The organism is Ruegeria sp. AN11, assembly GCF_056536005.1.
Map to the genome: position 1 here is coordinate 1025954 of NZ_JBQFJD010000001.1, position 25756 is coordinate 1051709.

24 protein-coding genes and 1 tRNA gene are annotated in these 25756 nt (G+C 56.7%); 8 read left to right on the forward strand and 17 right to left on the reverse strand.

Going from position 1 to position 25756, the window contains the following annotated elements; all coding sequences use genetic code 11:
- Positions 1-99 precede the first annotated feature (99 nt).
- Entirely contained in the window at positions 100-669 is a 570-nt protein-coding gene (gene mepK, locus ACR3EQ_RS05060; RefSeq protein WP_170615006.1) for a peptidoglycan L,D-endopeptidase MepK, read from the forward strand.
- Between the two features lie 145 nt (positions 670-814).
- Here the strand turns inward: mepK and ACR3EQ_RS05065 are convergent.
- From ACR3EQ_RS05065 to iscR, 10 genes are all read right to left on the reverse strand, one after another.
- Positions 815-891, reverse strand: a tRNA-Arg gene (locus tag ACR3EQ_RS05065).
- Positions 892-957: 66 nt separating this feature from the next.
- Positions 958-2178, reverse strand: a complete 1221-nt coding sequence (locus tag ACR3EQ_RS05070) for a cysteine desulfurase (RefSeq protein ID WP_170615005.1) — start codon at positions 2176-2178, stop codon at positions 958-960.
- An 11-nt stretch (positions 2179-2189) separates the two neighbouring features.
- The gene (locus ACR3EQ_RS05075; protein WP_480489980.1) at positions 2190-2756 is read right to left on the reverse strand and encodes a Yip1 family protein; all 567 of its coding nucleotides are present in this window, start codon (positions 2754-2756) and stop codon (positions 2190-2192) included.
- Positions 2753-3238: a YIP1 family protein gene (locus tag ACR3EQ_RS05080; RefSeq protein WP_170615003.1), complete on the reverse strand. Its 486-nt coding sequence runs from the start codon at positions 3236-3238 to the stop codon at positions 2753-2755. Before ACR3EQ_RS05080 ends, ACR3EQ_RS05075 begins: the two co-directional genes overlap by 4 nt.
- Positions 3238-4518 carry a SufB/SufD family protein gene (locus ACR3EQ_RS05085; protein ID WP_480489982.1) on the reverse strand — a complete coding sequence of 427 codons (1281 nt, stop codon included), beginning with the start codon at positions 4516-4518 and terminating at the stop codon, positions 3238-3240. The genes ACR3EQ_RS05080 and ACR3EQ_RS05085 overlap by 1 nt, the downstream gene beginning before the upstream one ends.
- A complete protein-coding gene (sufC, locus tag ACR3EQ_RS05090) occupies positions 4518-5273 on the reverse strand; it encodes a Fe-S cluster assembly ATPase SufC (RefSeq protein ID WP_480489984.1) in 756 nt (251 codons plus the stop codon). The genes ACR3EQ_RS05085 and sufC overlap by 1 nt, the downstream gene beginning before the upstream one ends.
- A gap of 51 nt (positions 5274-5324) precedes the next feature.
- A complete protein-coding gene (locus ACR3EQ_RS05095) occupies positions 5325-5528 on the reverse strand; it encodes a hypothetical protein (protein ID WP_170615000.1) in 204 nt (67 codons plus the stop codon).
- The gene (gene sufB / locus ACR3EQ_RS05100) at positions 5528-7048 is read right to left on the reverse strand and encodes a Fe-S cluster assembly protein SufB (protein WP_170614999.1); all 1521 of its coding nucleotides are present in this window, start codon (positions 7046-7048) and stop codon (positions 5528-5530) included. Before sufB ends, ACR3EQ_RS05095 begins: the two co-directional genes overlap by 1 nt.
- 18 nt (positions 7049-7066) lie before the next feature.
- Positions 7067-8110 carry a cysteine desulfurase family protein gene (locus ACR3EQ_RS05105; RefSeq protein WP_480489986.1) on the reverse strand — a complete coding sequence of 348 codons (1044 nt, stop codon included), beginning with the start codon at positions 8108-8110 and terminating at the stop codon, positions 7067-7069.
- Positions 8111-8169: 59 nt separating this feature from the next.
- Positions 8170-8628: a Fe-S cluster assembly transcriptional regulator IscR gene (gene iscR / locus ACR3EQ_RS05110; protein WP_170614997.1), complete on the reverse strand. Its 459-nt coding sequence runs from the start codon at positions 8626-8628 to the stop codon at positions 8170-8172.
- A gap of 177 nt (positions 8629-8805) precedes the next feature.
- Between iscR and ACR3EQ_RS05115 the strand changes: the two genes are divergently transcribed.
- From ACR3EQ_RS05115 to ACR3EQ_RS05140, 6 genes are all read left to right on the forward strand, one after another.
- Positions 8806-9459 (forward strand): alpha/beta hydrolase, encoded by a 654-nt coding sequence (locus ACR3EQ_RS05115; RefSeq protein ID WP_170614996.1) that lies wholly within the window; start codon positions 8806-8808, stop codon positions 9457-9459.
- The gene (locus ACR3EQ_RS05120) at positions 9459-9704 is read left to right on the forward strand and encodes a hypothetical protein (protein WP_170614995.1); all 246 of its coding nucleotides are present in this window, start codon (positions 9459-9461) and stop codon (positions 9702-9704) included. The genes ACR3EQ_RS05115 and ACR3EQ_RS05120 overlap by 1 nt, the downstream gene beginning before the upstream one ends.
- On the forward strand, positions 9701-10858 hold the full coding sequence (locus ACR3EQ_RS05125; RefSeq protein WP_170614994.1) for an HD domain-containing protein: 1158 nt from the start codon (positions 9701-9703) through the stop codon (positions 10856-10858). Before ACR3EQ_RS05120 ends, ACR3EQ_RS05125 begins: the two co-directional genes overlap by 4 nt.
- A 385-nt stretch (positions 10859-11243) precedes the next feature.
- Positions 11244-11579 (forward strand): DMT family transporter, encoded by a 336-nt coding sequence (locus tag ACR3EQ_RS05130; RefSeq protein ID WP_321252898.1) that lies wholly within the window; start codon positions 11244-11246, stop codon positions 11577-11579.
- A gap of 76 nt (positions 11580-11655) precedes the next feature.
- Complete coding sequence (gene typA / locus ACR3EQ_RS05135) at positions 11656-13473, forward strand: translational GTPase TypA (RefSeq protein WP_170614992.1); 1818 nt, start codon at positions 11656-11658, stop codon at positions 13471-13473.
- 465 nt (positions 13474-13938) lie between these two features.
- Positions 13939-14439, forward strand: coding sequence for a hypothetical protein (locus tag ACR3EQ_RS05140; protein WP_480489988.1), 501 nt, complete (start codon positions 13939-13941; stop codon positions 14437-14439).
- A 164-nt stretch (positions 14440-14603) separates the two neighbouring features.
- Here the strand turns inward: ACR3EQ_RS05140 and ACR3EQ_RS05145 are convergent, their stop codons facing one another.
- The 4 genes from ACR3EQ_RS05145 to recA all read right to left on the reverse strand — a co-directional run bounded on the left by ACR3EQ_RS05145 (position 14604) and on the right by recA (position 19804).
- Positions 14604-15227: a transglutaminase-like cysteine peptidase gene (locus ACR3EQ_RS05145; protein ID WP_170614991.1), complete on the reverse strand. Its 624-nt coding sequence runs from the start codon at positions 15225-15227 to the stop codon at positions 14604-14606.
- A gap of 371 nt (positions 15228-15598) precedes the next feature.
- A complete protein-coding gene (locus tag ACR3EQ_RS05150; protein WP_170614990.1) occupies positions 15599-15886 on the reverse strand; it encodes a DUF1330 domain-containing protein in 288 nt (95 codons plus the stop codon).
- A gap of 1 nt (position 15887) precedes the next feature.
- Positions 15888-18557: an alanine--tRNA ligase gene (gene alaS, locus ACR3EQ_RS05155; RefSeq protein WP_480489990.1), complete on the reverse strand. Its 2670-nt coding sequence runs from the start codon at positions 18555-18557 to the stop codon at positions 15888-15890.
- Positions 18558-18739: 182 nt separating this feature from the next.
- On the reverse strand, positions 18740-19804 hold the full coding sequence (gene recA, locus ACR3EQ_RS05160) for a recombinase RecA (RefSeq protein WP_170614988.1): 1065 nt from the start codon (positions 19802-19804) through the stop codon (positions 18740-18742).
- A 192-nt stretch (positions 19805-19996) separates the two neighbouring features.
- On the opposite strand from recA, the gene ACR3EQ_RS05165 reads away from it, so the two are divergent.
- A complete protein-coding gene (locus ACR3EQ_RS05165; RefSeq protein WP_480489992.1) occupies positions 19997-20590 on the forward strand; it encodes a sulfotransferase family 2 domain-containing protein in 594 nt (197 codons plus the stop codon).
- 5 nt (positions 20591-20595) lie between these two features.
- Here ACR3EQ_RS05165 and ACR3EQ_RS05170 read toward each other — a convergent pair whose 3' ends face one another.
- From ACR3EQ_RS05170 to guaB, 3 genes are all read right to left on the reverse strand, one after another.
- Positions 20596-22887, reverse strand: coding sequence for an ATP-binding protein (locus ACR3EQ_RS05170; protein ID WP_480489994.1), 2292 nt, complete (start codon positions 22885-22887; stop codon positions 20596-20598).
- A gap of 96 nt (positions 22888-22983) precedes the next feature.
- Positions 22984-24156 (reverse strand): RsmB/NOP family class I SAM-dependent RNA methyltransferase, encoded by a 1173-nt coding sequence (locus ACR3EQ_RS05175; protein ID WP_480489995.1) that lies wholly within the window; start codon positions 24154-24156, stop codon positions 22984-22986.
- A 95-nt stretch (positions 24157-24251) separates the two neighbouring features.
- Positions 24252-25700: an IMP dehydrogenase gene (gene guaB / locus ACR3EQ_RS05180; protein WP_480489997.1), complete on the reverse strand. Its 1449-nt coding sequence runs from the start codon at positions 25698-25700 to the stop codon at positions 24252-24254.
- Positions 25701-25756 lie beyond the last annotated feature (56 nt).

Consider the following 25756-nt stretch of genomic DNA (forward strand, 5'->3'; position numbering starts at 1 on the left):
CCGTCTGTGTCATAACTTCCGCATCTGGGATGGGAAAAAATTAATACGGCGCACGTAACATCGTGTGCAGGCAGGAACTAGTACGGGACGAAAAACGAAATGACCAAGAGCAGTGCTTCGGGCTTGACCCGGCGTGCCCTATTGGGTGCGTTCGCGGCCACAGCGGTAGTAGCCGCACCGACCTATTCCAATGCAGCAGGATTCCTTCGCGGCGGCGGTGATATTCGCCGCATTCGCATGTATTCCGGGCGCACCGGTGAACGCATTGACATGATTTACTGGGTTGACGGCAATTACATCAAAGACGCCGTCAAGGAAGTGAACCACTTCATGCGCGACTGGCGTACCGATCAGTCCAAGTCCATGGACCTGCGCACAATTGACATCATGGCCGCATCTCACAACCTGCTGGATGTCAACGAACCCTATATGCTGTTGTCCGGCTACCGGTCCCCTCAGACTAACGCGATGCTGCGATCGAAATCCCGCCGCGTTGCCAAGAACTCCCTGCACATGAAGGGTCAGGCGGCTGACTTGCGGTTGTCTTCACGCTCGGTTTCGCAAATGGCCAAAGCCGCCATTTCCTGCCGCGCGGGGGGCGTCGGCAAATACTACCGCTCAAATTTTGTCCACATGGACTGCGGCGAAGTCCGCAGCTGGGGCGGCTAACCAATACGTACAATTTCGAAGTGACGAGCGCCTTTGGGCGCTCTTTTTTTGTAGATGAAGGCACGAACACGTTGGGAGTTCGGACAAAGCAATAGCTGCGGAAAGGCTATACGCCCATGAACCCGGAACATCTAATTTAGTGATGTGGCGCACCTGAGAGGATTCGAACCTCTGGCCTCTGCCTTCGGAGGGCAGCGCTCTATCCAGCTGAGCTACAGGTGCCTTGGCCGTTAGCTAACCTTGTTCCGTTCCGGGTGCAACTGCAAATCTGTCGCCCGACATCAGGTTTCACGCGAACAGATCGTGGGCCAGTTCCAGTGCATCGATCAGTGTGTCGACCTCGTCAGTGGTATTGTAAAGCCCGAAGCTGGCGCGGCATGTGGCCGTTACCCCCAGATGATCCATCAACGGACCGGCGCAGTGATGACCGGCGCGAACGGCGACGCCTTTTTTGTCCAGAATGGTCGACACATCATGCGCGTGCCCTGCCCCGTCCAGTGTAAAACTGAAAATAGCGGCCTTGTCCGGGCGTGTGCCCTGCACCTGTACCCAGTTCAGGCCGGTCAGACGCTGCATGGCATAGTCCCGCAAGGCGGATTCGTGGGCGGCAATGTTCTCCATCCCCAGATCCATCATATAATCCAACGCCACACCCAGCCCGATTGTCTGAACGATCCCGGGTGTACCAGCCTCGAACTTCATAGGCGGATCGTTATAGATCACCTGATCTTTGCTGACCTCTTTGATCATGTCGCCGCCGCCGATAAAGGGGCGCATTTCGACCATGCGGTCGGACGTGATGTAGATCGCACCTGAACCGGAGGGGCCGTACAGCTTGTGCCCCGTAATGGCATAGAAATCACAGCCAATATCCTGAACGTTGACAGGCATGTGCACGGCACCCTGACTGCCATCCACCAGAATAGGCACACCTTTTGCGTGGGCTCCTTTTGTGATCGCCTTCACGTCAACGACCGTTCCCAGCACGTTCGAGCATTGCGTTACTGCGACCAGTTTTGTGCGCGGTGTGATGGCGTCAATCACGGCCTGCGGGTCCAGTCCGCCGTCCGGGTCCACATCAACCCACTTCAGGACCACGCCCTGACGTTCCCGCAGGAAATGCCATGGAACGATATTGGCGTGATGCTCCATGACACTCAGAACGATTTCATCCCCGGCTTTCAGGCGCGGCATGGCCCAGCCATAGGCGACAAGGTTGATGCCTTCGGTTGTGCCGGAGTTCAGAACGATTTCATTCTCGTTCGCCACACCCAGAAACCGGGCAACCGTGCCGCGGACGGCCTCATACTTTTCCGTTGCAAGGTTGGACAGATAGTGCAGACCGCGATGCACGTTCGAGTATTCCTCGGCATAGGCGCGGGTAACTGCATCAATCACCACCTGTGGCTTCTGCGCCGAGGCACCATTGTCCAGATAAGTCAGGGGTTTCCCATTCACCTCTCGCGACAGGATGGGAAAATCAGAGCGGATTCTCTGAACATCATACATGGTCATATTCCCTATACGGGCCCGCTTGGGGTCAGGAGGAGGACAAAAGGTATCGCAATCAGCGCGGCCAGCACGATCAGGCCAAACGCCTTTCCCAAGGATGCGAACTGATGCGCCTCGTTTAGGAAATGCAGGGTGATATAAAAACTGACCAACGCCGTTGCCAGCAACATTGGAACCATCAGGAACGGCAGTGTCATTGCAATGACCAGCGTAGCCAGCAAGGCAAGTATCTGGAGGAACTGCAGCCAGATCATCAGAACCATGATGTCTTCAAACGTCGCGCGTCCGCCCAGAAGTCGTCCGACAAACAGAAATGACGCGACGCTCAGCAGCATTGCACCCGCTGACGTTACCAGATTCATGAGGACCGGACCGGGTGCCTGCGCCACATTCGGGCCAGACAGCCACACAAAGTAGTCAAGGCCGAACTGCACAATGGAGTTGAGCACGACAGCCAGAAAAAACGCCAGCCACAGGATCTCGCGCCCTGGGCGTAGTTTCATCAGGCGTCGGGCTGCCTCGGCCGGGCTGACCAAAGTCATCACCGCGAGGTTCCCCAGAAAACTCAGATTCATGTCTCAGGCCTCTGTGCTTGTCTGAGGCCTGACAACCAGAACCAGACAAAGACTGCAACCCAAAGTAGCCCAACTACGGACAAGGTAGGCCCCGGACCGATAAATCCGGCCACCAAACCGTTCAAAAGAACCAACGGCGCGGACGACAGCAACGCCCAGAACAAAGCCAACCGCGCGCCGTAGGCGGAACCGCTCCCACCCATAAGCCGTGCAGCCCAATGAGACACAAGGGCCACAAAATACAGAAGCAATGGCAGTATGATAACCGACCCCAACAAGGCACCGCCCAGCAGCATGTTCAGCTCGACACCTTCCAGGTGCGCGCGCCGGGCCATTCCAGGCATCTGCGCGACAAAGGCGATTGTGCAGAAGGCCATTACAAAAGCCAGCGCCCGGTCTTCCCGTGGCCCCATATCCAGAAGCCGGCGCATGACACGCCCCGGCCCCCTGTACGTGGCCACGATATCCGTCGTCACGGGCATCAGCTGCGACGCGCCAGCCAGCCTTCCAGACGGGTCACGATGGCTTGGGCAAGCACCTCGTTTTCAATCTCGTCAACCGCTTCGGCCAGAAAGGCCAGCGTCAGCATGTTGGTGGCGTCTTTGAGCGATACCCCACGCGAACGCAGGTAAAACAAGGCCGTTTCGTCAATCGCACCCGATGTGGACCCGTGCGAACAGGCCACATCATCGGCGTAGATTTCCAGTTCAGGCTTGGCCAGAAACTGGCTATCATCATCCAGCAACAAGGACTGGCTGATCTGATAGCCGTCAGTTTTCTGGGCCCCCGCTTTCACAAGGATTTTGCCCTGGAACACGCCTGTTGCGCCATTCCGCAAAACTTTCTTGAAAACCTGGCGGCTTTCGCAATTTACCGCGTCGTGCGTTACGAACACCGTGTCGTCGTGATGGAAATTACCATCTCCGACGCAGGCACCCGCCACATGAGCAACTGCGTCATCGCCCGTCAGCTCGACCACTTGCTCGTTTCGAGTCAGAACTCCGTTCACCGTCAGAGTAAAGGATTTGTAAACCGACTCGTGGCCCAGACGCGTGAACATATGCGTGGCTGCGCGGCGCTGATGATCCCGACCCTGCGCGCGCACGTGATGCAGCGTGCCGCCGTCGGCAATGTCGATCTCCATGCATTTGTTGAACCGTGAAGCTGCCGGACCGTTTTCCAGAATGGTCACCTCGGCTCCGCTTTCGACGCGCACGATGTGATGCAACATGGCGTCCGAGGTTTCAGAGGCATGCTGATAGATCAGACTGATTGGCTTGCTGGGCGTGCCAGTCACGTGAATCGCAACACCATCGGCCGCAAAGGCCGTATTCAGCGCCGCCAGAGGTCGCTGAACCGGGGTCTGCCCGCGCGCTTCAAGAACGCCGTACAACTCCTTGGCCCAATGGATATCTTTGCAGCAGATGTCTTCGATCCGATCGATCGTCACACCTTCAAGCGTCAGGTCATCGGAATCTTCAGGGCTGAACACACCGTCGATGAACACAATTTTCAAACGGTCGAGATCATGGAACAGCAACGGCTCGTCGGACCGGAACAGAGCGGCCTGAGGGGCCTCGGGCGAAATCAGCGTGTCCGGGCGGGTGTATTTCCAATACTCATCGCGCCGTCCCGGCAGGCCCATTTCCAGAACTCGCGCCAGCGCATCTTCGCGGGCGGCACGCGTGCATCCGGCGTCGGGCATGACCAAACTGGCCAGCCGCGCCTCGGTCGCGGTTTGTTTAACTTCGGGCAGCCCCATCAGTTCACCTCGGCCAGAATGTCGGCATAGCCGTTGTTTTCAACTTCCAGCGCCAGTTCCGGGCCGCCGGTTTTGACGATCCGACCGTCTGCCATGATGTGCACGACGTCGGGTTTGATATGGTCCAGCAGACGCTGATAGTGCGTAATCACCAGGAAACCACGGCCTTCGTCGCGCAGAGCGTTCACACCTTCGGCAACCAGCTTCATCGCATCCACGTCCAGACCCGAGTCCGTTTCGTCCAAGATGCACATCTTAGGCTCCAGCATCGCCATCTGCAGAATTTCGTTCCGCTTCTTCTCACCACCCGAGAAGCCGACGTTGACAGGACGCTTGAGCATATCCGCGTCGATCTTCAGCGATTTCGCCTTGGCGCGTACTTCTTTCAGGAAGTCGGCGGCCGAAAGCTCCTCCTCACCGCGCGCCTTGCGCTGAGCGTTTACGGCAGTGCGCAAGAACGTCATGTTGCCCACGCCGGGGATTTCGACTGGGTACTGGAACGCCAGAAAAATACCCGCAGCAGCACGGTCTTCCGGTTCCATTTCCAGAAGATCCTCGCCGTCCAGGGTGGCCGAGCCTTCGGTAACTTCATAGCCATCGCGGCCCGAGAGTACGTAGCTGAGTGTCGACTTGCCCGAGCCGTTCGGACCCATAATCGCATGCACTTTACCTGCCTCGACGGTCAGGTCGACGCCTTTGAGGATTTGCTTCTCCTCTTCCTCAAGTTTCACGTGCAGGTTCTTGATTTCCAGCATTTTTTGTCCTTTTGCGTACCGCAAGGGGCATCCGATAGCCCCAGTCAATGTCTATCCCAGCATTCGGCGCATGAGGCGTGCAGCAACCCATCCCAGGATCGCTCCTCCACCGACTGCCCAAACCGGGTTGATGAAGTCCATGTGATTGATGTTGACATAGGCAACACCCAGCAATCCGCCCAAAACCGGGAGTGCGTAACCCAACAGGGTCAACACGTCATCCTTTCGGATAGTCTTGCCAGGCTTACGCGCCATCAGCCAACCGAGCCTTCCAGAGAAATGGCAACCAGCTGCTGCGCTTCCATCGCGAATTCCATCGGCAGCGCCTGAAGCACGTCCTTGCAGAAACCGTTAACGACCAGCGCCACGGCCTCTTCTTCGTCCATACCGCGCTGGCGGCAGTAGAACAGCTGGTCGTCGTCCACTTTGGACGTCGTCGCTTCGTGTTCAACCCGGCTCGAGTTGTTCTTGACCTCGATATACGGCACCGTGTGGGCCCCGCATTTGTCGCCGATCAGCAAACTGTCGCACTGGGTATAGTTGCGGCTGTCCTTGGCTTTGGGGTGCATCGACACCAGCCCGCGATAAGTGTTCTGAGCCTTACCCGCGCTGATCCCCTTGGACACAATCCGCGACTTGGTGTTCTTGCCCAGATGAACCATCTTCGTACCGGTATCGGCCTGCTGATAGTTGTTGGTGATGGCGATCGAGTAGAACTCGCCCTGACTGTCATCACCGCGCAGGATGCAGGACGGATACTTCCAGGTCACGGCAGAACCGGTCTCGACCTGCGTCCACATCACCTTGGACCTGTCGCCCCGGCAATCAGCACGCTTGGTCACGAAGTTGTAAATGCCGCCCTTGCCGTTCTCGTCCCCGGGGAACCAGTTCTGAACGGTCGAGTATTTCACCTCGGCATCTTCTTCGACGATGATTTCGACCACGGCTGCGTGCAGTTGCGCGGTGTCGCGCTGCGGCGCAGTGCAGCCTTCCAGGTAGGACACATACGAGCCCTTGTCGGCGATGATCAGGGTCCGCTCGAACTGACCGGTGTTTTCCGCGTTGATGCGGAAATAGGTGCTCAGCTCCATCGGGCAGCGCACGCCCGGGGGGATGTATACGAACGATCCGTCCGAGAACACGGCAGAGTTCAGAGTGGCATAAAAGTTGTCGGATACCGGAACCACGGTGCCGAGATATTTTTTGACAAGTTCGGGATGCTCTTTGATCGCCTCTGAAATCGAACAGAAGATCACACCGGCCTTTTTCAGTTCTGCCTGAAAGGTCGTGCCGACAGAAACCGAGTCAAAAACCGCGTCCACCGCGACTTTGCGGCCCTCTGCAGGGGCGTCTTCCGCCCCTTCAACGCCAGCCAGAATCATCTGTTCTTTCAGTGGGATACCCAGCTTTTCGTATGTGGCCAACAGCTTAGGGTCGACGTCATCCAGCGACTTGGGCTTCTCTTCCATCGACTTGGGGCGGGCATAGTAATACTGATTCTGAAAGTCGATCTTGGGATAATTGACCATCGCCCAGGTCGGTTCGTCCATCTGGGTCCAGCGGTCAAACGCGGCCAGGCGCCATTCAGTCATCCATTCCGGCTCTTCATTCTTTTCTGAGATCAGGCGGACGATATCCGGGTTCACGCCCTTGGGCGCGTATTCCATTTCGATTTCGGTTTCCCAGCCGTACTTGTAGGTCCCGACCTCACGCACCGCATCCACGGTTTCCTGATCGACACCTTCTTTTACCTGGGTCTGGTCCAAAGCGGCCATATGACACCCTCCGTCAGATCACGCGGCACGCGCGCGATGCTTTTTCTCTTTTTCAAGCCACGTTTCGGCGAAACGCAGCACATCTTCTTCACTCGTCCGAGGACCCAGCGACACGCGGATCGCGCTTGCGGCCGTCACCTCGTCATATCCCATGGCGGTCAATACGGTGCTGGCCCGAACCTTTCCGCTTGAACAGGCCGAACCCGCGCTGACCGCAAATCCTGACAGATCCATCTGCATGACTTGCGTTTCGCCCTTCCAACCGGGCGACGCGAAACACAACGTGTTTGGAAGGCGCTCATGACCTTTTCCGACAAAAATAGTCGATTTGGAGCCGGCCTCAAGAGCGTTTTCTAGAATATTTCTAAATTCTGCGATTTCATCCCAAACGCCGTTGGCCAGATCCCGCGCCGCTGCTTCAGCTGCAGCCCCGAACCCTGCAATTCCTATGACATTTTCCGTCCCGGATCGACGCCCCATTTCCTGCCCGCCGCCCTTGATCTGGGCCGGCAGATCCGTTCCGCGTTTCATCACAACCGCACCAACCCCTTTGGGCCCACCCATCTTATGGGCCGAGATCAGGGCCATCTGCACATTCAGCCAGTTGAACGCCACGGGAAGTTTGCCAAAAGCTTGCGTGGCATCCGTTACGGCCAGCCCCGCAGGCAAGGATTGCACGACACCGGTTTCAGAATTGGCCAGTTGCAAGCTTGAGTTCTCGGGTTCAAGCACTTTAACTTCACCTGAAGGAAGAACCGACAAATCTTCAACGACCCATGACCTTACGGCATTATGTTCAACTGCTGATCCGTGCAGTCCGCGCCCCGACAACGCCAAAGCAGCGCCTTCTGTGGAGCCAGAGGTAAACACGATGTCCGCCCCATCAGCCCCAAATGCGGCCGCCACCTGAGCGCGTGCGCGTTCAACAAGCGCTTTAGCGGCACGTCCTTCCGCGTGGACAGATGACGGGTTTCCGCAGACATCCATCGCCGCGATCATCGCGTCGCGCGCCTCGGGCCGCAACGGCGTGGTAGCGTTATGGTCCAGATAAATGCGATTCATAGATGCATCTTTTCCAAGTTAGAAGCACAAGCCGTTTTGCCGCCCGAGATACTCATTTTTTATTCGTCCACAACCGCAAACAGACTGGGAACCGCCGGGCACGGCGCCAGATCGTTCTTGATGACATCCGAGAGACGCGTCTGATGCAGAAACACATAGACATTCGCGCTGAGACTTTCCCACAGACGGTTGGTCAGGGATTGGGCCCGGCTTCCCGATGAAGCCCCCGAAGCACCCGCGCCCTTTTGCAGAGCATCCAGGGACTCATCCACTGCAGCCAGAATTTCGACAACGCGGATTTCTGACGCAGGGCGTGCCAGTCGGTAACCGCCCCCCGGTCCGCGAACCGAAGCCACCAGTTCTGCGCGCCGGAGCTTGACGAATAACTGCTCAAGATACGGCAGGGAAATGTCTTGCCGCTCAGAGATTTCACCCAGAGTCACAAGCCCGTCTGTTGGTTGCAAAGCGATATCAGCCAGAGCAACCATTGCGTAGCGGCCTTTGGTCGACAGCTTCATTCACTTTCCTTCGTGGCAAGTTCAGTGCGAAATCATTGACGCCGCCGCTACCAATGCGTATCTCCGTCAGGCAGCGTCATACGCAATGCAACGTAATTAGAACCGTTCTAAGGTGTCCGACGATAACCGTCAAGTATTTCCGGCCGCCAGTAGTACAAAGACAGGACTAAAGCACATATGCCCGAGGTGATCTTTCCCGGACCAGAAGGCCGCCTGGAAGGCCGCTACCACCCGCAAAAGGAAAAAGACGCACCGATCGCCATCGTGTTGCACCCGCATCCTCAATTTGGCGGGACCATGAACAACAAGGTGGTCTACAATCTGCATTACGCGTTCTATAACATGGGCTTCACCGTGTTGCGGTTCAATTTCCGCGGCGTCGGCCGCAGCCAGGGTGAATACGATCAGGGCGTGGGTGAACTGAGCGATGCGGCATCCGCGCTGGATTACCTGCAATCGATGAACAACAACTCCAAGCATTGCTGGGTTGCTGGGTTTTCATTCGGCGCATGGATCGGAATGCAACTGCTAATGCGTCGCCCGGAAATCACCGGTTTCATCAGCGTGTCGCCCCCGGCGAACATGTATGACTTTTCATTCCTGGCGCCCTGCCCGTCTTCGGGCCTGATCATCAACGGCACCTCGGACAGGGTCGCACCGCCGGCCGATACCACTTCGCTTGTCAGCAAGCTGCACGAACAAAAAGGTATCACCATCACGCATACCGAGGTGGAAGGCGCAGACCACTTCTTCCAGGACCGCCATATGGACACGCTGATCGATACCACAACCGACTACGTAAAGCGCCGCCTGACCGAGAACACCCGCTGATGTCGGACACCATCGGCACTCTGGCGGCAAGGCTGGCCGAAGATACGTTGAAGGTTATGGATGAAACCGGCAATGACCGGTTCTTTGTGGAAGTTGGCGAGGTTCTTGCGGCGGCTTCCCAATCATTGGAAGAGGCGTTCCTGACCGAAATCCGGGTCCGCATGGCCGAGCGAAAGGCGCGACAATTCCTGGTCAAACACCTGTCCGCACATCGCTCGAAACTCAAGGCTATTGAAAAACAATGACTGACAGACTGTCCGCACAGATCGCGTTTCTGAAACAAGCGGACAGGCTGAAATCAGTTGATCGGGCAAATACACTGCTGGATCAGTCCCGGCACGAAAACTCAGCGGAACACAGCTGGCATCTGGCATTGTGGGCTTTGGTGATGGTGCCCTTGGCTGAGGAAGATGTCGATATTGATCGCGTCATCCGAATGCTTCTGCTGCACGATCTGGTCGAAATCATCGTTGGCGATCATCCGATCCATCTGGCGACAGATTGGTCAGCGGTGGAGCAGGCAGAACGGGCTGCCGCCGAAACGCTTTTTGGCTTGCTACCGTTCGATCAGACCTCGGAGTTCTTGTCCCTTTGGGCAGAGTTCGAGGCCGATGCGACACCTGATGCCCGTTTCGCCAAAATCCTTGATCGGTGCCAGCCGATGTTTCAGGTGCTCTGCGCACCAAATCCTGACCCCGAACACCTGACCGTTGTGCAGAACAATCTGGATGGTGGACGCGCTGCCTATCTCGAAACCGCATTTCCGTTTGCGTACCGACGGTCCCGGGCAATGCTGGATGGCGCAGACTTGCAAGAAACCGATCCTTTCTGGGACCGACTGCCGTTTCTGGCCGAAACAGATCAGTTGAAAACCGTATACCGTGCCTCGCGTCTTTTGTACGATCCAAGGTTCGAAAACTCGGCCGAGCATTCCTGGCATATCATGCTCTATGCCTGGGTCCTGTCGGAATACTCGGATCCATCTGTGTCAATCGATCGGGTTCTGCGCATGCTGTTACTGCATGATATCGTCGAAATCGACGCCGGTGATCACCCGATCCACGGGCAGGTCGATCACGCCGCGCAGGCCGCCGAGGAAGAAGCCGCAGCCGAACGTCTGTTCGGACTTTTGCCGGCGACACAACGGCAAATGTTCCATTCATTGTGGCGAGAATTTGAAGCGGCGCAAAGCCCGGACGCCCAGTTCGCAAAAGCGGTTGACCGGTTTCAGGCACCTGTTGGAAATCTGGAAACCCAAGGCGGCACCTGGGCCGACTACAACGTCACTTTTGGGCAAATCGAAAAGCGGGTGGGGGTTCCCATTCAACGCGGGGCTCCACGGCTTTGGGGCTGGCTCAGACCCAGAATAGCCGAGTTTTTCGAAGTTACGGCCGGATAAGGGTGCATCAAAAAGAAAAAGGGGCAGAAGCCCCTTTTTCTGGCGTTTCGCGGACACTTAAACCTGTGTACCCTTTAACCGTTCAACAACCTGGGCTACATCACTGTCGACGGACCCCCCGTCTGCAAGCCACCCTAGCGCCGCTACCAACACCGATAAAATAATGACGGTTCTTGCAAAATTCGTCATGACAAACTCTTCAAACTACTAAACTTAATACAAAAGCTGACATATCACATTCAGACTTCTGCAAATAGTCTGGTAATCCTGACCTTTGGTCACCTTTCGACGTCTACTGTCGTTGCCCCGCATGACAGAATATTCTTGCCGTTTGACAGGTTTTTATGCTCAAGCACACCTGAACATTCGTTGTGAGAGTTTTCCATTGCCCAAAGCCTATCTCTTCCTTCTTGTAGCCGTTTTGTCCGAAACGATCGGAACCACAGCATTGCAGGCCAGCCAGCAGTTTACACGCTTCTGGCCGTCGGTTCTGGTTGTTGTGGGGTATGGGTTCGCCTTTTACTTCATGGCACTGACACTGAAATTCATGCCGGTTGGCGTCGTTTACGCAATCTGGTCCGGGCTTGGAATATTTTTGATAGCCATCATTGGATTCGTGGTGTTCGGCCAAAGGCTGGACTGGCCAGCCGTGATCGGATTGACCTTTATTCTATCCGGAATCCTGATCATTCATCTGTTTTCCAAGACCGCAGGCCACTGAACGCGCGTTAGGGCTGGTATATTTTGTCGCGCCGCGTTATGCGCGCGACAACTTCCAGTTCAAAGGCTGACCTCTCATGGACCTGCGCAATATCGCAATCATCGCTCACGTTGACCACGGCAAGACGACCCTGGTGGATGAGCTGCTCAAACAATCCGGTGCATTCCGGGAAAACCAGGCCGTAGCCGAACGCGCCATGGACAGCAACGATCTGGAACGCGAACGTGGCATCACCATTCTGGCCAAGGCAACCTCGGTCGAATGGAAAGGCACGCGCATCAACATCGTCGACACCCCGGGCCACGCCGATTTCGGTGGCGAGGTTGAGCGTATCCTCAGCATGGTGGATGGCGTCGTCTTGCTGGTTGACGCTGCCGAAGGACCGATGCCGCAGACCAAGTTCGTGACTTCCAAGGCGCTGGCGCTGGGACTGCGTCCCATTGTGGTTCTGAACAAGGTTGATAAGCCGGATGCAGAACCCGACCGGGCTCTGGATGAATGCTTCGACCTGTTTGCCAACCTTGGCGCCGACGATGACCAGCTGGATTTCCCGGCCATGTATGCCTCGGGCCGTTCGGGCTGGGCCGACATGGAACTGGACGGGCCGCGCAAGGACCTGACCGCCCTGTTCGATCTTATCGTTGATCACGTCCCTGCCCCAAAGCAGGCAGAGAAGAAAAACGAACCCTTCCGCATGCTCGCCACCACATTGGGCAGCGACCCCTTCATCGGCCGCATCCTGACCGGTCGCGTGGAAAGTGGCACCCTGAAGGCGGGCGACAGCCTCAAGGCGCTCAGCCGGGACGGTAAATTGATCGAGAACTTCCGCGCGTCCAAAATTCTCGCCTTCCGCGGCCTGAGCCAGCAGCCGATCGATGTGGCCGAAGCCGGCGACATTGTCACCATCGCAGGTATGAGCAAGGCCACCGTGGCGGACTCGCTGGTGTCGCCTCAGGTTGACGAGGCCCTGCCCGCGCAACCGATCGACCCGCCGACCATCACAGTGACCTTCGGGATCAACGATTCTCCGCTTGCCGGACGCGACGGGAAAAAGGTCCAGTCTCGAGTGATCCGGGACCGTCTTATGAAAGAAGCCGAGTCCAACGTTGCCATTCGCGTCACCGACACGCCCGGCGGCGAAGCATTCGAGGTCGCAGGCCGCGGCGAATTGCAGATGGGCGTTCTGATTGAGAACATGCGACGTGAAGGGTTCGAACTCAGCATCTCGCGCCCGCAGGTTCTTTTCCGCGAGGAAAACGGACAACGGCTGGAGCCGGTTGAAGAAGTCACCATCGATGTGGATGACGAATATTCCGGAGCCGTAATCGAAAAGGTAACAGGTGCACGTAAAGGTGAACTGGTCGAGATGCGCCCTGCTGGTGCAGGCAAAACCCGCATCATTGCTCATGTCCCCTCTCGTGGTCTCATCGGGTATCATGGCGAATTCCTGACCGACACGCGTGGAACCGGCGTTTTGAATCGCGTCTTCCATGGTTGGGCGGCACACAAAGGCCCTATCCCGGGCCGGCGCGCCGGTGTTCTGATCTCGATGGAAAACGGCCAGGCAGTCGCCTATGCGCTGTGGAACCTCGAAGAGCGTGGCCGCATGTTCGTTGCTCCTCAGACCGACGTGTATCAGGGCATGGTGATCGGTGAGCATTCGCGCGATAACGACCTGGAAGTGAACCCTCTGAAAGGCAAGAAGCTGACCAACGTGCGCGCCAGCGGTTCGGACGACGCCGTGCGTCTGACGCCGCATGTACAGTTTTCTCTGGAAGAGGCGATTGCCTATATCGACGATGACGAACTGGTCGAAGTCACCCCCAACGCGGTCCGCCTGCGTAAGCGTTTTCTGGACCCGCATGAGCGTAAACGTATGGCAAAATCAGCCTGATCAACTGCAGGCTGCACATGTCCGACACGGAAACAATGGCGATTGTGTGGCATTTTTGCTTCCAGCAAAGATTAAAACTAAAAAGCGGAAACTTGGGCAAATTGCCCGGTTTCCTTTGAAAAGAATAACGACTCTCCCTTAAATTGCATTAATTCGCAATCGCTCCCCCAAACTACATCTTGTGGTTTGGTTTTTATCAAGGTGTATTTGCGTCAATTGTGTGATGCTCTTCATACGCGCCTTGAACTAGACGGTGCTTATGATCGGCATGGTTGAGTAAAAAGTACCAAGGAGTGCAACATGGGAACCCTGTCCCGCAACTTTCCGATTTACCTCGTGGCGACTGCTTTCTTAGTCGTTTCGGCTGACGAGTCTTTCGCTGCCGGTGTGTGCGACGTAAAAACTGCGCGCCAGTCCGGCGCATCATCTCAAGTCTTGTGCGAATGTGATGCGGTTACGAGTAGAATGATACGTTATGTCCAACGTCGCGCCGATTTCGACAAGATCGTGGCACGACTTGGCGCTGAGTGTGCGCCTCTGGCTGCACTGCTTACGGATTTTCCAACAGCGTCTACCGGAACCTCAAATCAAAGATCCGGGGACGGTCACCCAGATGAAAACCGCGATACCGGTACTCCCGGCGGAGAAAGCTCGGGCGGCGGAGTTGAAGCGACCGGTCCAAGTGGTGGTCCAGAAACCACAGGAGTAGGAACTCCCGGTGGTGAGCAGCCGGGTGGTGAACAGCCCGGCGGTGAGCAGCCAGGTGGTGAACAACCCGGTGGTGAACAGCCAGGTGGTGAACAACCCGGTGGTGAACAGCCCGGTGGCGAGCAGCCCGGTGGCGAGCAGCCCGGTGGCGAGCAGCCCGGTGGCGAGCAGCCCGGTGGTGAAGAGCCAGGTGGTGAAGAGCCGGGTGGTGAAGAACCAGGCGGTGAAGAACCAGGCGGTGAAGAAGAGCCAACTTGAGGAACCACGGAAGTTACGGCCAGACGTCCGGGTTTGATCCTAGATAGCACAGTTAGCAGCGCACACGTAGCTCTTCGTGTTTTGAAACCTACCTGAAAAACATGGGTGCAAAGAATTTGCACCCATGCAACGTTTCTCAGCAACTCAAATACGATGCGTTGGGCTCAGCTATGACCGTAAACACCCACCCAGTGGCTAGGTCGTTTTGGGTCCTGCATGCGAAGAAACAGGTACCGCGTCGCTGTCCAGTGCTTGATCCGGTTTGTGAGGTTGTCCAATACCAAATCGCCGTTGGCTGAACGATAAACCAGAACTGCATGCGGCCCCCGGCGTCTGTCCAATACTGTAGCGATTAGCAGTTTGCTTGGATCTACCCCTGCGTGGATCAAATCTCTTTTCTTCAGCAGGGCAAAGTCTTCGCAATCACCGCCTCTTGCCGTTGGCAGTGCCCATCTCTCGCGGGTGTTATACTGGGACTGATCGGTCACTTCGCGGGTCGAGTTATTCACGCGCCGATTAACCTGCTCCACAACCTTCAATTCCTGTTGACTGGACATGGATACAGAACGTTTTCCTACACAGGCCCAATTATATTGACTGCAAAGATTGATGGCGCCGGAAGGTGGCGGTGAAGATGCGACACTTGGAATAAAGCCGCCCTCGGATGCGTGTGCTGTCGGGGCCGCGATAAACGTGCAGATACTCAAGATGCAAACGGTCGTGACGCCCGCCGATATTGGGAAAACTCTGGTGCGGAAGCGCTTCGCAAGTGTAATAAATAGTGACATTCCTACACCCCAATCCTGTGTTTTTTGCACGATCGCGCATTAAACAGGGCCGCACTCCGTCTTGCGAAACGACCTGCGAACATCCCAGCTTGGGCAATCACTTTAAAAAATTGGACAGAAAAAAGGGCGAAAATTCGATCTTCAATCTGACTTTTTCGCGCTAGAAATTAGATGGCGCGGTCACAATTGCGGCGCGAAACCCTTAAGACTGCGCAACTCCATATGATTAAGGTATTGTTATTATTAGCTAAAAAAGCGCGACCCGCATAGGCGGGCCGCGCTTTTGAAATGGATTGTGGCATAGGCTGAAGATTGCCGATCTGTCGCCGTATCCTAGAGAAATCTACAAGACGAGCTTGGTAACCTGACAGTTACTCAGTGATTTCAACCACAACCAGCTCGCGCTCGCTCGCCTCACGGGCATGATTCAGCGCTTGCTGGTAGTCGTCCGAGTTGTAGCACTCGACCGCTGATTCTAGTGACGGGAAGCGGGCGACAACATTGCGAGGACGCTCTTTGCCTTCCAGTTGAACGTAACGCGCAGCACGGGCAATAAACTCACCCCCGTGCTTGGCGATGGCTGGGCCGGCCAACTCGGCGTATTTTCCATATGCCTCGGCATCAGTCACTGTTACGTGCGCAATCCAGAGTGCAGCCATTTTATCCTCCCAATACCTGTTCCGCAGCCTTGATCGCCGCATCCGAATTCGAGGCATCCTTGCCTCCGCCCTGCGCCATATCCGGACGGCCACCGCCGCCCTTTCCGCCCAGTTCAGCCACGGCAGCCCGCACCAAGTCGACTGCGGAGACTCGATCCGTCAGATCCTGCGTGACACCCGCCGCAACGGCCGCCTTGCCGCCGGCGTCGGCGATCAGCAGCACCGCCCCTGACCCGAGGCGGGTTTTGTGTTCATCAATCAGCGACGGAAGATCTTTCCCGGAAACGCCGCTCAAGGCCTGAGCCAGGAATTTGACGCCGTTCACCTGCTTGGCCTCTGCGCCACCGCCGGTCGACGGACCAGCCATGGCAAGATCACGGCGCAACTGAGCGACCTCATTTTGCAAGGACTTTCGTTCATCCAGCAGGGACTTCACACGCCCCACAACATCGTCAGGCTGAGCCTTCAGTTCCAACGCGATCTGGGCGACGCGGTGATCCTGTGCCGACAGATATCGGAACGCTTCATCCCCGGTCAGGGCTTCGATCCGGCGTACACCCGCACTACTGGCACTGTCACCAAGCACAACGAATGTGCCGATGTCCCCAGTCTGGCGCACATGCGTTCCGCCACACAGTTCGATCGACCAGGTTTCCCCTTCGCTGCCTTTGCCAGTCGGCGCCTTGCCCATCGACACCACGCGGACTTCATCGCCATATTTTTCGCCGAACAATGCCTGCGCGCCAAGTTCGCGCGCATCGTCGGGCGTCATGATCCGAGTTTCGACGGCCGAGTTCTGGCGAATGAAATCATTCACCTCTCGTTCGACTTTCTTAACCTCTTCCAGTGTCAGAGCCTTGGAATGGCTGAAGTCGAACCGCAGCCGATCCGCTGCGTTGAGCGAGCCGCGCTGCGCCACATGATCGCCCAGCGTTTCGCGCAAAGCCTCATGCAGCAGGTGCGTGGCCGAATGGTTCGCGCGAATTGCCGTGCGGCGGACGTGATCGACCTCAAGTTCGACTACGTCGCCCTTGGAAAGCGTACCTTGATCCACGGTCACCTTGTGGGCGTAGACTTTGCCGTCGGCGAATTTTCTGGTGTCATCGACCAGCGCCACATCATCACGGTCCTCCAGACGGCGAATTTCGCCCGCGTCGCCGACCTGACCGCCGGCCTCGCCATAGAACGGCGTCTGGTTCACAACGACCCAGCCGCTGTCGCCCTGCCCGATGGTGTCGACCAATGAACCATCAACAATCAGCGCAGCGATCTGACCTTCGGCCTTTTCGGTGTCGTATCCCAGGAAATCCGTGGCCCCGGCAGCATCAAGAACATCGAACCACACAGCCTGATCCGCCGATTCTCCGGACCCGGCCCAGGCGGCGCGCGCCTTGGCCTTCTGTTCGGCCATGGCCGCATCGAAACCGTCGGTATCGACTGTCCGACCCTTTTCGCGCAGCGCGTCCTGCGTCAGGTCCAGTGGAAAGCCATAGGTATCATACAGTTTGAACGCGGCATCCCCCGGCAGCGGCGCGCCTTCAGGCAGTCCGGACATCTCGTCGTCCAGCAACTTCAATCCGCGGTCCAGGGTTTGCTTGAAACGGGTTTCTTCAAGCAGCAAAGATTCCTCGATCAGCGATTGCGCCTGCCCCAGTTCGGTGTATTGCGCGCCCATCAGTTGGACCAGCGTAGGCACAAGGCGATGCATAACCGGGTCCTTGGCACCCAGCAGATGGGCATGCCGCATGGCCCGGCGCATAATTCGACGCAGAACATAACCACGCCCGTCGTTTGAAGGCATTACGCCATCGGCAATCAGGAACGAGGTTGACCGCAGGTGATCCGCGATAACGCGGTGATGCACGTTCTGGTCACCGTACGGATCCACGCCGGTTGCCGCCGCGGACGCTTCGATCAGCGTCTTGAACAAGTCGGTGTCATAGTTGTCGTGGCTGCCCTGCAGAAGCGCACCAATCCGTTCTAGCCCCATGCCGGTGTCGATCGACTGCATGTCGAGTTCAACCATCGAACCGTCTTCGAACTGTTCGTTCTGCATGAAAACGATGTTCCAGATTTCGATGAACCGGTCTCCATCTTCCTCGGCCGAACCCGGAGGACCGCCCCAGATATGATCGCCATGATCATAGAAAATCTCGGTGCACGGGCCGCACGGGCCAGTCGGCCCCATCTGCCAGAAGTTGTCATTGGTTGCGATGCGGATTATCCGGGCTTCGGGCACACCGACCTTTTTCCAAATCTCAAACGCCTCATCATCGGTGTGATACACCGTTGTCAGCAAACGGCTTTTGTCGATCCCAAATTCCTTGGTGATCAACTCCCACGCAAACGGGATTGCATCATTCTTGAAGTAATCGCCGAATGAAAAGTTCCCAAGCATCTCAAAGAACGTGTGATGCCGCGCGGTGTATCCCACATTGTCCAGATCGTTGTGCTTGCCGCCCGCACGCACACATTTCTGCGCAGTAGTGGCACGCTGATAATCGCGAGTTTCAACTCCGGTGAACAGGTTTTTGAACTGCACCATGCCCGAGTTGACAAACATCAGTGTCGGGTCGTTGCGTGGGACCAGCGGGCTGGATGCCACCACTTCGTGCCCCTGTTTTGCAAAGTAGTTCAGGAAGGTGGATCGGATATCGTTCAGCGTGGGCATAAGGCTCTCTCAGCGCGCAATCATCTTGGTCTGCGAAGGTTTAGCCCCGTGCCCTCGCAGTGTCCACAGCATTGGTTTGGCGGAACGAAACAAGGCGACCCCGGAGGACCGCCCTGTTCCGTGCTTTCTACATCCTTCTGAAAGGAACCGTGGGATTTCTGTCGTTCGCTCCGGCGCGACGATTACGCTTCGAGAATATCATCCTCGTCCGCATTGGGGGGCATTTCGAAATCCAAGCCGTGAGCCGCCCGTATCTTATCCTCGATATCCAGGGCCACACGGGCGTTGTCACGCAGGAACTGCTTGGCGTTTTCTCGGCCCTGCCCGATCCGTTCGTCGCCATAGCTGAACCACGAACCCGACTTTTCGACCACACCGGCTTTGACGCCGAGGTCCAGCAATTCACCCATCTTGCTGATGCCTTCGCCATACATGATGTCGAATTCAACCTGCTTGAAGGGCGGCGCCACCTTGTTCTTCACGACCTTGACGCGGGTCTGGTTGCCAACCACTTCATCCCGATCCTTGATCGCGCCAATACGGCGAATATCCAGACGGACCGAGCTGTAGAATTTCAGCGCGTTACCACCAGTGGTGGTTTCCGGGCTGCCAAACATGACGCCGATCTTCATCCGGATCTGGTTGATGAAGATCACCATGCACTTCGAACGACTGATCGAGCCGGTCAGTTTGCGCATTGCCTGGCTCATCAGGCGGGCCTGCACGCCGACACTGCTGTCGCCCATGTCGCCTTCGAGTTCCGACTTCGGCGTCAGTGCCGCAACCGAATCGACGACAACCATGTTCACGGCCCCTGATCGTACCAGCGTATCGGTGATCTCAAGCGCCTGCTCGCCGGTGTCAGGCTGCGAGATCAGTAGTTCATCAAGGTCGACGCCCAGCTTACGGGCATATTGCGGATCCAGCGCGTGTTCGGCATCCACAAACGCACAGACACCACCGCGCTTTTGCTGTTCGGCAATGCAGTGAAGGGTCAGCGTGGTCTTGCCCGAGCTTTCTGGGCCGTAGATTTCCACGATCCGGCCCATCGGAAGACCGCCAATACCCAACGCGATGTCCAGTCCCAGCGATCCGGTTGAGCTTGCTTCGATGTCCTGCCTGGCGTCTTCGCCCAGCTTCATGATCGACCCTTTGCCGAACTGGCGTTCGATCTGGGCCAGGGCGCTGTCCAGCGCCTTTTGCTTGTCTGCGTTTTTCTTGTCGCTCATCGTCAGAAGATCCGCCATTGTCCTGTCGCTTTCCCTTTTGTCACACCCTTGAACGGGCGGCAATCGCTGCTTTGTTCGCCTCTTGTTCCTTATGGGACCAAAAGTGGAACATTTCAACAAAAACTTATGTAACTCACTGTTCCGGAATTGTGTTAAATATCCGTTTACGCCAATCTGCGTCAAAGCCGAACGTAAGAAGGACGCAGGTAAATGCTTGTTTTTTATAAAGAACGACTGGCTTTTTTGTCTGTCCCCAAAACCGGCAGCACCGCCTATCACACCGCCCTTCGGGATCATGCGGATATCGTCGTCACTGGCCCGCCTGAACTCAAACATGCGCCCGTTCGCCGCTACGATCGCTTTTTTCAGCACATTTTCCGCAAAGTGTTCGATACCGAGATGGAAATCATGGCCGTTGTACGCGATCCCGTAGATTGGCTGGGCAGTTGGTACAGGTTTCGCAGCCGCCAGGATCGCGTTGGTCATCCGCACTCAACACGTGGCCTGACTTTTGATGAGTTCGTGCAAGCCTACATGCAAGTTCCGCGACCTGAGTTTGCGGATGTCGGCAGTCAAAGCCAGTTCTTTCGCACCCGCAGCAATGGTTTCGGCGCACGTCACGTTTTCAAATACGAGCATCAGGACAAAATTCTGGACTTTCTTCAGGACCGTCTGAGCGTCAAAATTGATCTGCAGTGGGAGAATGTGTCTCCTCCTGGCGACCTGGCCCTGTCAGAAGAAACCGAACAGATGTTCCGCAACATACATGGCGCCGAGTTCGCCCTGCATGACTCCGCGCTCTAAGTCGTTCAATTCAGTTGCTGGAAGACCGCTTCAGTCAACTGATTCAACGAAAACGGCTTGGGCAGGAAGGTCGATCTGGCGATTTCGGGACCTGAACCGCTGAACGCGCCTTCGGTATAACCTGACATGAAGATCACGCTGACATCGGGCCGGGTTTCCATCGCTTTGCGCACCCACGTCGGACCGTCCAATCCCGGCATGACGACATCGGTTACGAATGCGTCGACTTTCAGAGTGGAATCTTCGAGCAGGCGCAAAGCCTCTTCTCCGGAATCCGCCTCGAGCACCTTGTACCCCTTCAACCTCAATGCGCGCGTGGCAAAAGCGCGAACGGGCGCTTCGTCCTCGACCAGCAAGACGACTCCGTCACCCTGTTTTGCATTTTGCGGAATCCGACTATCCTGCTGCGCTGGCACTGGCTCAGCCGGGGCCACCGAAACCGGCAGAAATACAGTGAACTCGGTTCCGAAGCCCTGGGCACTGTCGACAAAGATGAAGCCGCCGGTCTGTTTTACGATTCCGTAAACAGTCGACAGGCCCAACCCGGTGCCTTCGCCAGTTCTTTTGGTTGTGTAAAACGGCTCAAAAACCTTTTGCAGCTTGTCCGCTGCAATTCCGACACCGCTGTCGATCACCTTGACCGTCACATACTCACCCGGCGGAACGGTCGCCCGGTCCCGCCTAAGCGGTTGGCTCATCTCGATCACTTCAGTTTCAATCCGGATTTCACCGCCTTCTGGCATCGCGTCCCGCGCATTGACCACCAGGTTCATAAACACCTGCTCAAGCTGCCGCTTGTCTGCCCGAACTGGCTTCAGCACCGGATCATGACTGAGCGTCAATCGGATTTTTTCCCCGACAAGACGGTTCAGAAGATGGATGAGATCGGAAATCGTGTCGCGCAGATCCAACGCTTCGGGTCTGAGCGTTTGTTTGCGGGAAAATGCCAACAACTGGCTGACAAGCGCCGCGGCGCGATTGGCGTTCTGGTTGATCTGAACAAGATCACCGTAGTTCGGATCATTCTGATCGTGCCTCAGTAACAGCAAGTCACAGTGACCCGAGATCGCCGTCAGAAGGTTGTTGAAGTCATGCGCAACGCCACCGGCCAGTTGTCCGACCGCCTGCATCTTTTGTCCCTGCACAAACTGGGCTTCAAGCGTCTTCAGTTCGGTCGCGTCGTTCAGAACCGCAATCAGGCAAACCTGCCCTTCATGCAGGACACGGCTAAGTGTAACCTGGATAAAGATATCCTTGTCCTTCCGCGTCAGTTTCCGGAACTCGGAACGCGGGCCATCCTCACCGGCGACCGTGCGTGACAGCCAATCGGGAACCGGCTGCCCCAGCCCCTGCATGATTGCGACGACATTGGTCACACCGGGCTCAATATCTCCGATCAGTTTGTTGGCCAATATGTTGGCTTCAAGAATGCATCCGTCAGGAGAGAGACAAAGAACCGGCACCGGCAAATCCGAGAATGTCATCCGGGTCCGGCTTTTGGGCGCGATTTTCAGCGGCAAAAGGGCAAGATCGCGCACCATACCCGATCGCGAAACCTGAACAAACGTTCCAGGGACAGCGCCCTCACCTGTCTTGATCTGCAGAATGCTGCCCGGCTCGGGAACGTCACCGGCAATGGCCTGATCCAACGTTTCGGGTTGTCCCCCCAACAGTGCCTGCGCAGCGCTATTGGCTTGCAGAACGGATCCGTTTCTACCTTCCGTCAGAACCGGAATATCCAAACCTTCCCAACGCGAGCTTTCGTCCAATCCGAACCGCCAACAGTACAACCCATTGCCAAAGCCAAAAACGCTGACAGGGATGGTCGAACCCAGCGTCACGGCATCCTCGTGCGCACGGCCATTTTGGGCGACCTTCGATTGCAGCCGCAACAAGAGTGCTGCGGGGTTGGCAAAGACAGATCGTAGACAATGGTCGAGACGCTGCCCCTGCGTTGCACCAAACCGCCTGACGGCTGCCTGGTTGATGATCTGAATATTACCCTGACTGTCCGCGATCAGACATGGGGACAAGTCCTTTTCAACAAACGCAGCCATAACGGATTTTGCGTTTCTTGCGCACCTGTCCGCCAACTGCCCGCGAAACACGACAATACTTCCAGCAGCTGCCAAAGATCCGCCAACAACAATCAACCCAATCGACCATTCAGACGGAACCGCATTCAGAAACGGTGCAAAGCACAATCCTAGCGCAACCAAGGCCAGCGCCAAAAGGCGCGATACGTAAGGTGTGTGACGAACGGAAGGATCAGGAAAAAACTCAGTGGTGTCAGACATAAACGACTCGGAATGTTGGATACCGAGTATGACGGACCCAATACGGTTAATTCCCGCTTAACATAACATCAATGCAGGACTCTCTCGTTAAGGTTGTTAATGGTCCGTTTCTTGTCGCGTCAAGTGTGCCGTAAAAAACCCATCCGTTCTGTGTGTCACCTGCCATGACTTCTGAAACGCTAGGCGCCAATCCGGGTGCATTGTCTGAAACGCGTTCACAATTGCCTCGTTTTCGTCGACAAGCATAGAACACGTCGCATAAGCCAGCAGCCCGCCTGAATGGGTCAGTTGTGAAATCTGCTCGAGTATTTGTGCTTGAATGACGCAAAGATCCTGCAACTTTGCTTCGGTCAACGCCCATTTTCCAGCCGGTGCCCTGCGCCAAGATCCGCTGCCGGAACATGGCGCGTCCGCCAAGACGACGTCAAATGGGGCTTGCCGCAGGATGTCGTCAGCGGACAGTCGCTCGACTTTGACCCCTGCCCGTTCTGCCCGTGTTGGAATATCCTGCATCCGGGCTTCGTTGATATCATGGACATAAACCTGAACTCCGGGCCGGGCCGCCAATGCCAGCGCTTTTCCGCCGCCGCCCGCGCAATAGTCCAGTACGCGCATCCCGGGTTCAAGGTCGATTGATGCGGCGACTGCCTGACTCGCGGCATCCTGCAATTCGACCATCCCGGACGCAAATGCCCGGCTTTGCGAGATTCTGCGGGCACCCTCGATCACCTCAAGCGCTGAGTCGCAGGCCGGGTGCGGTCTGGTCAGGATGTCGTCGGACTCAAGCACTCGAACAGCCTCAGTCACATCGGACTTGACCAGATTAACACGCAATTGAACGGGGGCCCGGGACTGCAGGGCGTGGGCGGCAGGAATTGCATCCTCACCCAAAGACGCGCTGAACCTTGGCCAAAGCCATTCCGGGATGTCAAATTCCTCAGCTTTCGAGGAAAAACCCCGGCTTGTCTCGTGTTCGGCAACAGGGGGAGGTGCATGGCGTGCACCGGAAAACAACCCGGCGATATCCTCGCCCTTGGCACGCGCCGACCCGATCATCAGACCCCGACCGGTTTCAGATCCGCCCAGTGCCGAAAACGAGCGCTTGCAGCGCAGGCCGTCAAACACGTGATCCCGCACCCCTGCCCGATCTTTCGAGCCTGCAAACCTGCTGCGCCGGGCCCATCCGGTCAATGCTTTTTCGACCGGTGCGCCATCCAGAATCTCATCCAGTATTTCGATGGCGGCCTGAATGCGGGCGGCAGGGGTCATAAGGCAACTCCGTCGTCAAACGAATGGTCGGAACAGATCATCGCAAAAACCAAAACGGCGCCCGGTAAAGGGCGCCACTTGTTGAACCATCGCAATTACATAACGCGATAATTCGGGCTTTCACGCGTGATCTGGACGTCATGAACGTGGCTTTCCTTCAGCCCCGCGCCAGTAATTTTTACAAAGGTGCAGTTGCGGCGCATTTCTTCAACCGAAGCACATCCGGTATAGCCCATTGCGGCACGCAGCCCGCCCACAAGCTGATGCACAACAGCGCTGGCCGACCCTTTGTAGGGCACCTGCCCCTCAATCCCTTCAGGCACCAGCTTGTCATTGGCGGCATCCTTCTGGAAATAGCGGTCGGCTGAACCACGTGCCATTGCACCAAGGCTGCCCATCCCCCGATAGGATTTGAAAGAGCGTCCCTGATAAAGGATCACCTCGCCGGGGCTTTCGTCGGTACCTGCAATCATCGAACCGACCATGGCGCAGGATGCGCCGGCTGCAATCGCCTTTGCGAAATCGCCGGAAAACTTGATACCGCCATCTGCGATCACCGGAACCTCGCCAGCGGCGGCGGCACAATCCATGATGGCCGTCAACTGCGGCACGCCGACCCCTGCGACCATCCGTGTCGTGCAGATCGACCCCGGACCGATCCCAACCTTGATGGCATCGGCCCCCGCGTCGATCAGTGCCTTGGTTGCCTCACCTGTCGCGACATTTCCAGCGATAATCTGGACTTCGTTTGACAGGGCCTTGACGCGCTTTACGGCATCAAGAACGCCCTGTGAATGCCCATGCGCCGTATCTACGACGATGATGTCCGCGCCCGAGTCAATCAGCTCTCCGGAACGCTGGAAACCCGCATCTCCGACCGAAGTAGCGGCTGCAACCCGCAGGCGGCCTAGATGATCCTTGCACGCCGTGGGGTTCAGAACGGCCTGCTCGGTGTCTTTCAGTGTCAGAAGGCCCGTCAGCTTGCCACTGCCATCAACAACCAGAAGCTTCTCGATCCGGCGCGCACGCATAAGGCTCTTGGCCTCTTCCAGGTCCGCAGGCTCTTTCAGCATGGCCAGATTGTCCGATGTCATCATCATGTGAATCGGAGTGTCCTCGGACGTGGCAAACCGCATGTCGCGGTTGGTCACGATACCAACAACGCGGCCATCGCCATCGACTACCGGAAATCCGGTGAAATTGTAGCGCTGGACCAACGCCTTGGCGTCCGCAAGCGTCTGATCCGCCCGCAGGGTTACGGGGTTGTACACGATGCCGGATTCAAACCGTTTGACACGCCGAACCTCGCGGGACTGTTCCTCGACTGACAGGTTCTTGTGAATGACGCCAATTCCGCCCGCCTGTGCCATTGCAATGGCCATACGCGCCTCGGTCACGGTGTCCATGGCCGAACTGAGCAATGGGATGTTCATGCTGATGTTGCGCGTCACACGCGTGGTTGTATCCGCCGTCGCAGGAAGGACACTGGATGCCCCCGGAACCAGAAGAACATCGTCAAAGGTGAGTGCCTCACGAATCTGCATTTGCTAACCCCATGCAAAACCCCGTTTGACGGCGACCCTATTGCACGGATTCAGCC